The sequence below is a fragment of the Microbacterium sp. NRRL B-14842 genome, from assembly GCF_050470785.1.
In genome coordinates this window covers 16,369-28,192 of sequence record NZ_JBFLUM010000013.1, presented here as the reverse complement: position 1 = coordinate 28,192, position 11,824 = coordinate 16,369, and the positions used below count along the sequence as shown (strand labels likewise).

General features: G+C 64.8%; 14 protein-coding genes and 3 pseudogenes. 6 read left to right on the top strand and 11 right to left on the bottom strand.

The window, feature by feature from the left end:
- Positions 1–112 precede the first annotated feature (112 nt).
- The 10 genes and pseudogenes from AB1285_RS18045 to AB1285_RS18000 all read right to left on the bottom strand — a co-directional run bounded on the left by AB1285_RS18045 (position 113) and on the right by AB1285_RS18000 (position 5,821).
- Positions 113–448 (bottom strand): DUF6804 family protein, encoded by a 336-nt coding sequence (locus AB1285_RS18045; RefSeq protein ID WP_429977585.1) that lies wholly within the window; start codon positions 446–448, stop codon positions 113–115.
- A 145-nt stretch (positions 449–593) separates the two neighbouring features.
- Positions 594–854 (bottom strand): annotated as a pseudogene (locus AB1285_RS18040) (hypothetical protein); the annotation flags it as partial.
- Positions 838–951: pseudogene (locus AB1285_RS18035) on the bottom strand (signal peptidase II); the annotation flags it as partial. The pseudogenes AB1285_RS18035 and AB1285_RS18040, both read right to left, overlap by 17 nt.
- Positions 951–1,379, bottom strand: coding sequence for a copper resistance protein CopC (locus AB1285_RS18030; protein WP_429977584.1), 429 nt, complete (start codon positions 1,377–1,379; stop codon positions 951–953). The gene AB1285_RS18030 and the pseudogene AB1285_RS18035, both read right to left, overlap by 1 nt.
- Complete coding sequence (locus AB1285_RS18025; RefSeq protein ID WP_429977583.1) at positions 1,376–1,588, bottom strand: copper resistance protein CopC; 213 nt, start codon at positions 1,586–1,588, stop codon at positions 1,376–1,378. The genes AB1285_RS18030 and AB1285_RS18025 overlap by 4 nt, the downstream gene beginning before the upstream one ends.
- Before the next feature lie 42 nt (positions 1,589–1,630).
- A pseudogene (locus AB1285_RS18020) lies at positions 1,631–2,541 on the bottom strand (cation diffusion facilitator family transporter).
- 270 nt (positions 2,542–2,811) lie between these two features.
- Positions 2,812–3,138, bottom strand: coding sequence for an FAD-dependent oxidoreductase (locus tag AB1285_RS18015; protein ID WP_429977586.1), 327 nt, complete (start codon positions 3,136–3,138; stop codon positions 2,812–2,814).
- Positions 3,139–3,537: 399 nt separating this feature from the next.
- The gene (locus AB1285_RS18010) at positions 3,538–3,915 is read right to left on the bottom strand and encodes a DsbA family protein (protein WP_429977582.1); all 378 of its coding nucleotides are present in this window, start codon (positions 3,913–3,915) and stop codon (positions 3,538–3,540) included.
- A gap of 955 nt (positions 3,916–4,870) precedes the next feature.
- Positions 4,871–5,371, bottom strand: coding sequence for a hypothetical protein (locus AB1285_RS18005; RefSeq protein ID WP_429977581.1), 501 nt, complete (start codon positions 5,369–5,371; stop codon positions 4,871–4,873).
- A 324-nt stretch (positions 5,372–5,695) separates the two neighbouring features.
- The gene (locus AB1285_RS18000) at positions 5,696–5,821 is read right to left on the bottom strand and encodes a hypothetical protein (RefSeq protein ID WP_429977580.1); all 126 of its coding nucleotides are present in this window, start codon (positions 5,819–5,821) and stop codon (positions 5,696–5,698) included.
- Between the two features lie 129 nt (positions 5,822–5,950).
- On the opposite strand from AB1285_RS18000, the gene cmtR reads away from it, so the two are divergent.
- Genes cmtR through AB1285_RS17980 form a run of 4 tightly spaced genes read left to right on the top strand, consistent with a single transcriptional unit; the run spans position 5,951 to position 9,355 of the window.
- Positions 5,951–6,310 (top strand): Cd(II)/Pb(II)-sensing metalloregulatory transcriptional regulator CmtR, encoded by a 360-nt coding sequence (gene cmtR, locus AB1285_RS17995; protein ID WP_017201917.1) that lies wholly within the window; start codon positions 5,951–5,953, stop codon positions 6,308–6,310.
- Positions 6,307–8,217 carry a heavy metal translocating P-type ATPase gene (locus AB1285_RS17990; protein WP_040568236.1) on the top strand — a complete coding sequence of 637 codons (1,911 nt, stop codon included), beginning with the start codon at positions 6,307–6,309 and terminating at the stop codon, positions 8,215–8,217. The genes cmtR and AB1285_RS17990 overlap by 4 nt, the downstream gene beginning before the upstream one ends.
- Positions 8,217–8,825, top strand: a complete 609-nt coding sequence (locus AB1285_RS17985; protein WP_017201915.1) for a cadmium resistance transporter — start codon at positions 8,217–8,219, stop codon at positions 8,823–8,825. Before AB1285_RS17990 ends, AB1285_RS17985 begins: the two co-directional genes overlap by 1 nt.
- Positions 8,822–9,355 carry a signal peptidase II gene (locus tag AB1285_RS17980; protein ID WP_029264099.1) on the top strand — a complete coding sequence of 178 codons (534 nt, stop codon included), beginning with the start codon at positions 8,822–8,824 and terminating at the stop codon, positions 9,353–9,355. The genes AB1285_RS17985 and AB1285_RS17980 overlap by 4 nt, the downstream gene beginning before the upstream one ends.
- 228 nt (positions 9,356–9,583) lie before the next feature.
- Here the strand turns inward: AB1285_RS17980 and AB1285_RS17975 are convergent, their stop codons facing one another.
- Positions 9,584–9,895: a hypothetical protein gene (locus AB1285_RS17975; RefSeq protein WP_029153956.1), complete on the bottom strand. Its 312-nt coding sequence runs from the start codon at positions 9,893–9,895 to the stop codon at positions 9,584–9,586.
- Positions 9,896–10,354: 459 nt separating this feature from the next.
- On the opposite strand from AB1285_RS17975, the gene AB1285_RS17970 reads away from it, so the two are divergent.
- Both AB1285_RS17970 and AB1285_RS17965 read left to right on the top strand, forming a co-directional pair.
- Positions 10,355–10,759, top strand: coding sequence for an ArsR/SmtB family transcription factor (locus AB1285_RS17970; protein ID WP_370428076.1), 405 nt, complete (start codon positions 10,355–10,357; stop codon positions 10,757–10,759).
- A gap of 1 nt (position 10,760) precedes the next feature.
- Entirely contained in the window at positions 10,761–11,738 is a 978-nt protein-coding gene (locus AB1285_RS17965) for an SRPBCC family protein (RefSeq protein ID WP_259951878.1), read from the top strand.
- Positions 11,739–11,824 lie beyond the last annotated feature (86 nt).

Below are 11,824 nucleotides of genomic sequence, written 5' to 3'. Positions count from 1 at the left end.
GGGTAGCACCGGAAGAGGAATGTCGGCCGGTGCGAGGAACGTCTGCAGTGACGGGGGACTGTCCGGGATCTCGCCGCTCACACGCATGGTCGTGACGCGAAGCTCACGCCGCTCACTTCCGGATCACCTTGATCGTCGCAACCCGCTGCCAAGAAGACCACGGCCGCGACGGGCTGTGCTGTGGTCCACACGACACCGGAGAAGGGAACGGCATCACCGGATTCCAGAGCACGGCGATCGCGAGGAAAACCGGGATCCACCACCAGTGGCGTGCCTGCAGCGCAAACCACCCGACGATCAGCCCGAAAATCGAGGCGATGAAGAGGACGAGCGGTGCCCAGTTCGCCTGGAAGAGCGCCGGGGCCAGGAACAGGATCGCGGCGGCGACGAGGCTGGGGGCCAGGGCATTCCGCTGGTAAGTGGAGGGGACGCGTTCTTTGGGACTCATGGGTGAACCGTTTCTCGGCGGGTACAGGGTCGACGGGATCGGGGCGGGACGCGGGGTCTGGCCGGCGACGGCTTGTGCGCAGACCCGCGACGATGAGGAATACGGCACCGATGCCGAGAGCGACATCGGCGAGGTTGCCGATGAACAGGTTCCCGTAGGCGAGGAAGTCGGTGACGTGCCCGATCCCGAACGCGGGCGGCGAGAATAAGCGATCGATGAGGTTTCCGATCGCACGCCCACGATGAAACCGAAACCAACCGCCGACCAGACGTTCCGGGCTCGGATGGCGGCACCGATGAGGACCGCGGTGACAGCGACCCCGATGACGTGATGACCCATGTGGAACCTTCCCCGAGCGAGAAGATCGCCCCGGGGTTGAAGGCCAGTTGAAGACCGAGCCAGTCACCGATCAGCGGTATACGCGCATCTTGCCGCAACGTGTTCAGAGCAAGAGTCTTGGTGCCTTGATCGATCAGGATGACGATGGCGGCGACGATGAGCATCACGGCCGACCGGCGGACTCGATCACGCATCGGCGTCGTTCTCCGTAGCTGCGGCATCCTTGGCGGCCTGTGCGCGGTCGCGCTGGTGACGCTGGCGCCCGGCCATAACCACTCCACAACGCCGATCCCAGAATCAGTGCTAGACCCGAGAGGAAGAACAGGGGCAGCAGTTCGAAAGCGCCGCCGCCGGATGCCGTGCCACCGTATGTTTGCGCGGGTCGGGCCGGTTCCGGCTCCTCGGTTGGGGAGGTTTCAGGGGTGGGGCTTGTGGTCGGAGTGCTGGGTTCCGTGGCCATCGCGGGCGTGACGGTGTAGACATACTCTCCGCTGATCGGGTGTCCGTCGGCGGAGACGGTCTTCCAGCGGACGGTGAAGATGCCGGTTGCGGCGTCCGGGGAGAGGTGTTGGGTGATCGAGTCACCGCTCACCGTCGCGGGTCGACGGCGACGTTTGCTCCGCTTTCATCGATAACCTCGACGACCGTTGCGTCGTCACCACCGGTGAGGGTTCCGGTGAACATCAGAGAGATCTCGTCGGGGGATCCGTTGATGGTCGAGTCGGCGGTGGGGTACGACGAAACGAAGTCGTCATGAGCGGCGGCCGGAGATGCAGCCCCAAGTACGACGGATGCCGACAACAACAGGGTGGTGAGGACGCAGTGGTGCGTGCCGAGAGGCGTTTATGCATGGGTGTCGTGCTCTCCGGGGTGGGATTCGGGTTCAATCTGGAAGGTGGAGTGTACGATGCTCACGGCGAAATGTTCGCTGACGCATTGCTGAAGTGATGCCAGCAGTTCGGCGGAAGCTTCCATCGTGACGGTGTCATCGACCACAACATGGGCGGTGAGCGTGGGGAGGTCGGTCGAGACCTGGGTCGCGTGAGGTCGTGCACCGCGACCACGTGCGGAAGGGCAAGGATGTGGCGGCGAACATCCTCGAGGTCGAGACCGGCAGGTGTGGACTCCAACAGGACCCGGCCGGATGCTCGCAACAGGATGAGGTGCGGGAATGATGAGTAGCGCGATTAAGACGCCCGCGACAGCGTCCGCCTGATACCAACCGAAAACGGCGATGAGGATGGCGCTGGCGATGACGCCGACGGAACCGAGGGCATCGTTGACGACCTCGAGGAACGCGGCGCGCATGTTGAGATTGCGCCCGCGGCCGCTGAACAATACGAGCATGGAGGCGATGTTGGCGACGAGACCGACGATGCCGAAGAACAGCAGACTTCCCGAAGCGATCTCCGGGGGCTCGAACAGCCGACGTACGCCTTCCACGAGCGCGAAGATGCCCACTCCGAGCAGCAGAGCTGCTTGAGCGAGTGCACCGAGCACCTCAGTGCGTTGAAGACCGAAGGTGTACTTGGGAGTCGGGGGACGGTTCATCAGATGCGCAGCGGTGACGGCCATCGCCAACCCGACGACATCGGTGAGCATGTGCGCCGCATCAACGAGCAGTGCGAGGCTGCCTGTGATGATTGCCCCGACTACTTCGATGATGAAGACCGAGGAGGTGATCGCGAACGCGATGACCAGGCGATTGCGGGAGTGGCGTCACCGATACCGTGACTGTGCCCTGTTTCTGTCATGGTGCTCCTTTATGGCCGTCCGACGATTAGCCGGGCGACGGTCGCCGCTTCACGGCTCGCCCCAGCGAGGGTGTCAGCGTCCGCCCGGGAGTATCGCGGCATGCCAACAGTGAACAGTCCGGGGATGCGTGCACTGACGTGTAATGGCTGCCCGGGGGGCTCCGAATCGGGCAGCCATCCGTCTGCGGCTCGTACCCGGTCGCGAGGATCAGGATTGCGGCTTCATGGACGCCCCATCGGCGAACATCACGGTGTCTCCGTTGACCCCCGTTACGGCGGCGGCATGAGTGACGTCTGTCGAAGCTGCGCGGGGGCGTGCCTCGGACATCGGACCCTACGTCGCAGCCTTGACCAGATGGGCCGCTCTGATGCCCGTGGTGGTTCCGCTCGAGTCGCGAGGGTGACGTCGTGGGAGGACGTGAGTTCTTCAGCAATCTCCACTCCGCTGTATCCGCCGCCAACGATCAACACGCGGCCGGGGGGTATCTGCGCGGGGTCGAGGTACTGGCTGGAATGCAGCACAACACCGGGCACTGCCAGTTCCTGGCGCCACCCCGGTATGCGCGGCACGGCGGCAGCTCCCGTTGCACAGACCACATTTCGTGTTTGCACTTCCCCGGCGGAGGTCGACAGATGCAGCGTGGATCCGTCGCCAACCGGTTGACTCCAAGAGCTCGTGTGCTCCACACGGTCTTCACACCGATGGCTTTCTCCACCGAAGACAGATAGTCGGACATCTCATCCGCACTCGGATGACGATCTTCATCGCCCGGGAAAGGGAACCCGCGGACGACACTGTGGCGTGCCGCACTGCGCAGTTTCATCGACTGCCACCGTGTGGCCCAGCTTCGTTGACCGGGGGGTGCAGAATCGATGATCACGAAGTCTTTCTGTGGCTCAAGCCCGGAGGAACCTGAGCGCGGCGGCTGTCGCCAATCCGGAATGCCCGGCGCCAACGATGATGACGCGACGGTGCGATAGCGAACGCGCCATCATTCAGCACCGTTCACACGCGGCTTCAATGCTGTCCTCCAGGTCGGTCCACGTTTCCAGCACGACAGGCTCTCCATCGATGAAGAACGAGGGGGTACTGCTGACACCGAGCTGCTCACCCTCGTCGAGATCGAACTGGACCCGTTCTGCTGTCGCCGGATCAGCGACCGCATCAGCGAACGCGGCCATGTCCAATCCGAGTTCTCCGCAACCCCCGGAACAGGTCCGCACGAGACTCTTGAGCCTCACCCCATTGAGGCTAGCGTCTCGAACAGGCGGTGATACATGTCTTCCAGCCGCCCCTGCATGCGCTGCGGCTTCGGCAGCGATTGCGGCGTTCTTCGAGTTGAGGTGACCAGGCAGCGGGAAGTAGCGGATCACGTACGTGATCTCGCCATCGAACTTGACCGCGGAGATCCTCGACGAGGGGATAAAACGCACCGCAGGCCTCGCACTCGAAATCGAGGAATTCGACAACCGTCACCGCCCCATTCCCCTCCGTCATCGAGGACATGCGAGTTCTCACGGACGACCTGTGGACCGTCAGCGGTCCCCGTCTCGGGTGCGGCAGCTCGATTCTGATGACAAGGACGAAGACCAGCGCGACGACAGCAACACCACGGCGAGAGCAACGGTGACAAGTACCGCTTTCACGGAAGATTTCATAGACACTCCAAACACACAACACGAACGAGGGCGACAGTGTGAGCGCCATCGAAGAGATGGCGCCGCCAGAGTCAGGTCCGCGACAGAGAAAGCTGTGTAGAGAGAAGGAGGCAATGCGAACAGGCGCCCCGTCATGGCCGCCAGTGATGGTGCGCGCGGCAAACGTTCGCGAATGTGAGAACCGGGGACGTGCCGGCGGAAGGTCCGCGTGACGATGAGCACCAAGAAGCAGCAGATGATACCCAAGAGGCACCCGGCAACACCGATCACGATGTCGTTTGCGGTATCCCCGGTCACGAATTGTTCGGCGGTCGCGCCGACAACGCTTTCACCGGAACCCAGCCGGAGTCCTGGCCGACAGAAGCGTCCCTAGTGACGACGAGGATGTCGTGCTCAGATACGGAGTCGTATCTGTCACGTCACGATGGCCGCCCGGCCATGCTCCGACAACGAGAAGAAGCGCCAGCCCGAGGGCTGTAATGATCTTCGTTATCAGGAACTCGTCGGCTCGGCTAACGCATTTGTGAGCGCGACCGTGGACAGACCATGACCTCAGGATGATACCAGCCCCACCAATCAAGTCTTCTTGCGAACCCGTGAGCCACGCGCCCGTTCTACGGGCGAAGCGAGAAAGCCTTGGACGTCGTCCGCTGAGCCAGCCCATCACCCATCAACTGGACCAGTTTCCAACAAACCGCCACCACACCCAACCCGCCCCGATCATGCCCGGAACGATCACCAGCCATCCCACGTAGAAGTACTCGGCAGGGCGGCCATACGCGTTACTCAGAGTGCGATGAGACCGCCGTGCAGCAAGTACAGGGCACAACGCCACCTGACCGCACGCGCACAGGGGAACAAAGACAGCACCCCAAAAACGCTCTGCATGCTCCCAGCTCACCGTAGCCCCCAGCACAACGCAGACGTAGACGGCGAACACCAAGCCAATATCCCTCAGAGAGTCCAGGTAGTCCCCCGATAACACCGTGCCGAAGCGCTGCCCGAAACCCCAGGCAAGATACGCCAACAGCGCCACAGCCGCCATGATCCACAACAAGCGATCGCGTTTCAAGCCGTGACGGATCAACAGGGCACCGATGAGGAACACCGGCAACAGGTTGACCACCCGATACTGAGGGCCCAGGAACATCCAGGTCGTGACCTCACGCACGGGCGGCGCGCGGTGTAGACCCAAATCCAGGTGCGTGCGACGCTCAGCAATGGCTGACTGGCCAGGACAAGGACCGCTGTCGCGGCGATCACGACCGAGCTGCGCAGGAGTAGAAGGGGCGCGCCGAGGATGATGAGCAGCCCGAGATAGCTCAGGATGACCGCCAGCCAGGAGCCCCACGTGGCCATCCACACACCCAGGACGATGAGGAACAGGCCACGCAGAGCCTGTTGCAGCAACGTCACCCCCGCAGCGCCGCCGCGTCTCCACACAAGCTCCGCCGACATGCCCATGACGAGTGCGAAGAGCGGCGACGCGACACTACTAGAAGTTCGCCGTGACGAATTGCACCGCCCACGGTGCGTTCGGCACGAACGGAGCAGCGTGCGCGATGAGCATCGCGACAATCGCGAACCCACGGAGCGCGTCCGGAACCAGAAGACGGCTCATGTCAGAGACGCGTCGAGCTCGCCTGTGCATTCTGGGCGGCAGCGTTCTTTCGGGCTCGAAGACCATGCCCTGAGGGCATTGGCTTGACCGCATAGGAAATAGGTCAGCGGAGACTGTATAGTTCAGCTTATGCTGACCATTGCTTCTCGTCTCGACGTCATGAACCGGCTCGGCCGCGCCATGGCTGATCCTACGCGTTCTCGGATTCTCATGACTCTGCTCGGTGGCCCGAGCTACCCCGCAGTCCTGTCCCGTGAGCTAGAGCTGACGCGCTCCAACGTGTCGAACCATCTCACCTGCCTGCGTGACTGCGGGATCGTTGTCGCCGAGCCTGAGGGCCGGCAAACCCGCTACGAGATCGCCGACCCTCATCTCGCCGCGGCCCTCCTCGCGCTTGTGGATGTGACGCTGGCTGTGGACGAGCACGCGCCGTGTGTGGACTCGGCCTGCACGGTGCCGGGCTGCTGCGGAGCAGGGGCTGACGCGTGAGCGCGGCGTGCGGCTGCGAGCACGAGTCCGCCGCCCCGGCGGGAGAGGAACACGAAGAGGCTGAGCGGCCGTGGTGGAGGGACCGCGGGATCATGGTGCCGGTCCTTTCCGGCGTTGCGTTCCTCGTCGGCCTGATCCTCGAGTGGTCCGGCCTCGAGATTCCGGCGCTCGTGCTGTTCTGGGCCGGTCTGCTGCTGGGTGCGTCGACGTTCACGCCTGGCGCGATACGAAAGCTGTTCAAGGGCAAGCTCGGCATCGGACTGCTGATGACCATCAGCGCCATCGGTGCAGTCGTCCTCGGATACGTCGAGGAGGCCGCGGCTCTGGCGTTCCTGTACTCGATCGCTGAGGCGCTCGAAGACAAGGCGATGGACCGGGCCCGCGGGGGGCTACGGGCGCTCCTGAAGCTCGTCCCGGAAACAGCGACCGTGCTGCAGGGCGGCAACGCTGTGCAGGTGCAAGCGAGAGAGCTTATGGTCGGTCAGGTCATGGTGGTCCGCCCGGGCGAGCGGATCGCAACGGATGGGATCGTCCGCTCCGGTCGCTCCAGCCTGGACACCTCGGCGATCACTGGGGAGTCGATCCCGGTCGAGGTCCAGCCTGGCGATGTTGTGTCGGCCGGCGCGATCAACAGCGCCGGCGCGCTGGAGGTCGAAACGACGGCTGCGGGCACCGACAACTCGCTCACCACGATCGTCGAACTGGTAGAGAAAGCACAGACCGAGAAGGGCGAGCGTGCTCGTCTCGCGGACAGGATCGCCCGCCCGCTGGTGCCCGGCGTGCTGATCCTCGCAGCGCTTGTCGCGATCATCGGTTCGCTGCTGGGCGACCCCGAGGTGTGGATCACCCGCGCGCTCGTCGTGCTCGTCGCGGCCTCCCCGTGTGCGCTGGCGATCTCGGTGCCGCTGACGGTCGTCGCTGCGATCGGTGCGGCGAGCAAGTTCGGTGTGATCATCAAGTCCGGCGCCGTTTTCGAGCGCTTCGGGACGGTCCGGCACGTCGCCGTCGACAAGACCGGAACCCTCACCCGCAACGAGCCCGTGGTCACCGCCGTGCTCACCACGAACGGTGTAACCGAGGTCCAGGCGTTGGCGTGGGCGGCTGCCCTGGAGCAGCACAGCACACATCCTCTTGCCTCAGCAATCACCGCCGCAGCCTCGGGGACACCGGCAGCTGCAGATGTGACCGAGCAGGCCGGCCACGGTATTGACGGCACCGTCGACGGATCGAGAATCACCGTCGGCAGTCCCCGCTGGCTGGACGCCGGCGACCTCGTCGAGCGGGTCGCAACGCTGGAAGAGCAGGGCATGACCGTCGTCATCGTGCACCGCGACGGGTCACCGGTCGCCGCGATCGGCGTCCGTGACGAGCTGCGCCCTGAAGTCTCTGACGTAGTCCGGACACTCACCGGCCAGGGCGTCGGCGTGACGATGCTCACCGGCGACAACGCCCGGACCGCTCGTGCTCTGGCTGCGCAGGCCGGGATCAGCGCCGTGCGAGCGGAGCTGCGCCCGGAGGACAAGGCGACCGCGATCGCAGAACTGTCGAAGGCAGGACCGGTCGCGATGATCGGCGACGGCATCAACGATGCCCCGGCCCTCGCTAGCGCAGACGTCGGCATCGCGATGGGCGCGACAGGCTCCGACGCAGCGATCGAATCCGCCGACGTGGCCTTCACCGGCCATGATCTGCGCCTCATCCCGCGGGCGTTCGATCACGCCCGGCGCGGTCGACGGATCATCAACCAGAACATCATCCTGTCGCTGCTGATCATCACCGCCCTGCTCCCGCTCGCGCTCTTCGGCGTCCTGGGGCTCGCGGCTGTCGTCCTGGTCCACGAGGTCGCGGAGGTCATCGTGATCCTCAACGGCCTGCGTGCCGCCCGCACGCCACGACTGGAAAGCTGATGCTCGCCACCATCGGTTCAGCGATCGGCCTTTTTGCGGCGACGAACATCGACGACATCGTCGTGCTCACCGTGCTGTTCCTCGCCTCCAGTCGAGGGAAACCCCGCCCGTGGCAGATCATCGCAGGCCAGTATCTCGGGTTCATCACCCTGGTCGTGATCAGTGTGATAGCCGCGCTCGGGCTCACGATCGTTCCGGACGAATGGGTCGGGTTCCTGGGTCTGATCCCGCTCGGCATCGGCGTGTGGACGCTCATTCGCGGCTTGCGCCGCAACGGCGACAATGACGACGACGACTCCAAGATCACCGCGGTCGGACTATGGGGCGTCGCAGGGATCACGATCGCCAACGGGGCCGACAATATCTCCCTCTACACGCCAATCTTCCGCACCAGCACCCCAGTCGACGTCGCGATCATGATCGTCGTGTTCCTCATCCTCGTCGCGGTCTGGTGCGCGGCCGGCCGGCTGATCGGCACCAACAAGGCTGTTACCGAGGGGCTGGAGCGCGTCGAGCACTGGCTCGTACCGGCCGTGTTCATCGGCCTGGGCCTGTTCATCCTGATCGAATCTGGGGTCATCGTCCGTCTGATCGAGGTGCTCGCATGACCTCCTCCCAGTCAGAGGCTCATCCGCCCGCTGCGCGCAAGCTGTCGTCGACCCGGCGGCGGCAGCTCACTGGTGGAGCGCTCTTGATCGCCGTGGTCGTCGTGCTGATCGATCAGGGAACCAAGGTGTGGGCCGAAGCGACCCTCACCGACCGTGAGCGCATCCCGCTGATCGGTGACCTGCTGGGTTTGCAGCTCGCCTATAACCCCGGAGCGGCATTCTCCTTCGGGGAAGGCTTCACCTGGGTGTTCGCGCTGCTCGCTGTCGCCGCCACGGTCACAGCGATCGTGTTCGCGTTCCGAGTGCAACGCGTGAGATGGGCGATCGTCATCGGCGCGCTCGGCGGCGCTTCCGCCTCACACGCAGGCGACCGCCTTTTCCGGGACCCCGGATTCGCCCGTGGTCACGTCGTGGACTTCCTCGCCTACGGAAACTGGTTCATCGGCAACATCGCCGACATCGTAATCTTCGCCGCAGCGATCACCGGAGCAGTTTTCATGATCCGCGCCGGGGATGAGAGCACCGAGTGAGATCCGTTGTGCGGTGGTGGGACACCCATCAACTCGCCCTCTACATCGGCGCGATCGCCGTGGGCAGCCGTTGAGTGAGTTCACGCTTAGGCAGGCGGGCGGTCGCGATGTAGGCGCAGAGCCACCCACCAGCCGCATCGTCGACAGATGAAAGCGCGATCGTCTCCGAGTGCGTGCAGCTTCTTGCGTGGCAGATGTCGCCCGCAGCACGTGCACGCAACGTCCTCGTCAGTCGCCATGAGCGGAGAGCGCCTCTCGAATCTGTTCAACCGTTGGCATCCCGGCCAGCCCAGCAGGGGTGCTGTAAATACGGCAGGCGAGGTCATTGCTTCGCCCCGACCCCGGAAAGAGATCGTTGCCATCCAGGGTGATCGTGGGGGAGCCCGCGAACGAGACTGCGCCCGCGTCCTCCTCCGTCCGGATGAGTCGGTAGTGAACCTCCGATTCGTCGTGGCCTGTTTCTCGTAGCGCCTCAGAAACACGACGGCCAGCCTCAACCCAGCTGGGGCAACCGGCGATATAAAGCAGCTCAATCTCCACGACTCAATCATCCTCGACTTCGCTGTTGATGTCGTGCCCGGGCTACCACCGAAAACGATCGTTTGCGGCCGGGCACCCGTGGTGGTGCTGGGGAAGTGCGACACGCCGAGCGTCGCCCCGCCGTAACCCCCTGCCGAAACGTTAGGGCGCCGAAACGGGTGGTGTATGGGTTTCGGCGCAGGTTCTGCCGACCGCCAACCATCCGTATTCGGGGTCTGGATGTGCGCGCGTTTTGACCGTCGTCCTGCATGAGTCGGCCTGACGATCTGACTTTCCTCGCGACCGCAGCTGGCTTCATTGCCACTCCGAAGGGAGGCGGCCCCCAGCACTCTGCTTTAGATCGGACTTAGTCCGATCTCGCCGCGGGTAGTCCGGTGTAAAGCCGTTAGTCCGATCCAAAGGCGGAAATCACAGGAAAGCTCTTGACACGCTCCCGACCCGGGTTTAACGTACAACCAAATGGTTGCACAAACGGAGTTGAGCGAAGCGGAGGTCGACCGTGTGTTCCACGCACTGGCGACGTCGACCCGGCGGGACATCCTGCGCCGGACGATCGAGCGGGAGCAGTCCGTCTCGACCCTCGCCTCCGAGTACGAGATGTCGTTCGCCGCGGTCCAGAAGCACGTGGCCGTGCTCGAGGCGGCGAGCCTCATCGTCAAGCGCGCCGAGGGACGCGAGCGGCTCGTCCGCGCGAACCCCGAGATGATCGCCCGCGCCAGGGCGCTCCTCGCCCGATACGAAGAGCTGTGGCGGTCGCGCATCGCCCGGCTCGACGATCTCCTGGCCGAGCCGTCCCCGCCCGCGGGGAAGCCGGCCCCCACCGGCCCCACCAGCAGTCAACGCACCGAATCGCAAGGAGACTGACATGCCTGTCACGGACATCATCACGGATGCCGAGAACCTCACCATGACCGTCGTCGCCGACCTCGCCGCGCCCGTCGAGCGCGTCTGGGCCGCCTACACCGACCCGCAGCAGCTCGAGCGGTTCTGGGGTCCTCCCGGCTGGCCGGCCACCTTCACCCGGTGGGACCACACCGTCGGAGGCCGAGCCGTCTACACGATGAACGGTCCCCGCGGGGAGAAGGCCTCCGGCACGTGGGAGTTCCTGGAGATCGACGCGCCGCGCAGCTTCACGGTGCTCGACTCGTTCGCCGACGAGGACGGCACGCCGGACGCGAACCTCCCCTCCATGCGCATGACGTTCACGTTCGAGCCGACGGCCGAGGGCACGCGCATGGTCAACACGAGCCACTTCACGTCCGCCGAGGCGCTCGAGCAGGTCGTCGCGATGGGCGCCGTGGAGGGCACCCGGATGGCCATGGCCCAGCTCGACGCCGTGCTGCAGGACCTCCGCGACTACGCGCAGGGCAAGGGCACGCGGGTGGAGCTGCTGGACGACACGCACGTGCGCATCACCCGCCTCGTCGAGGGTCCGCGCGAGCTGGTGTGGCGCGCCCACTTCGAGCCCGAGCTCATCCGGCAGTGGATGCTCGGCCCGGACGGGTGGGAGATGACCGAGTGCGTGTCGGCGACCGAGGTCGGCCAGTCGTACCGGAACTCCTGGGCGCCCGTGGGCGACACGGAGGGTGAGCCGTTCGGATTCGAGGGGGAGGCGCTGCTGATCGACGCCCCGAAGCGCGCCGTCACCACCGAGCGGATGCAGGGCATGCCGACCGAGACGCTCAATGACCTCAACCTCTACGAGGAGGACGGCGCGACCCTCGTGACGGTGCTCATCGAGTACCCCGACAAGGAGACGCGGGACATGATCCTCGCCACCGGCATGGCCGACGGCATGGAGGCCTCGTTCGCGCGGCTGGAGCGGGAGCTGCTGTCCGTCTGACACCCAGGCACTCGCGCCGGAACAGGCGGTTCTCGTGGAGAGCCGCCTGTTCCGGCGCTTCTGCCTGTGCGAAAGCGGGATAAAGT

What these genes read in the sequence shown, in the direction of transcription:
- AB1285_RS18045 (WP_429977585.1), bottom strand. Translation starts at nt 448, where the DNA reads ATGAGTCCCAAAGAACGCGTCCCCTCCACTTACCAGCGGAATGCCCTG.
- AB1285_RS17985 (WP_017201915.1), top strand. Translation starts at nt 8,217, where the DNA reads ATGCTCGCCACCATCGGTTCAGCGATCGGCCTTTTTGCGGCGACGAAC.
- cmtR (WP_017201917.1), top strand. Translation starts at nt 5,951, where the DNA reads ATGCTGACCATTGCTTCTCGTCTCGACGTCATGAACCGGCTCGGCCGC.
- AB1285_RS17965 (WP_259951878.1), top strand. Translation starts at nt 10,761, where the DNA reads ATGCCTGTCACGGACATCATCACGGATGCCGAGAACCTCACCATGACC.
- AB1285_RS18000 (WP_429977580.1), bottom strand. Translation starts at nt 5,821, where the DNA reads ATGAGCCGTCTTCTGGTTCCGGACGCGCTCCGTGGGTTCGCGATTGTC.
- AB1285_RS17970 (WP_370428076.1), top strand. Translation starts at nt 10,355, where the DNA reads ATGGTTGCACAAACGGAGTTGAGCGAAGCGGAGGTCGACCGTGTGTTC.
- AB1285_RS17980 (WP_029264099.1), top strand. Translation starts at nt 8,822, where the DNA reads ATGACCTCCTCCCAGTCAGAGGCTCATCCGCCCGCTGCGCGCAAGCTG.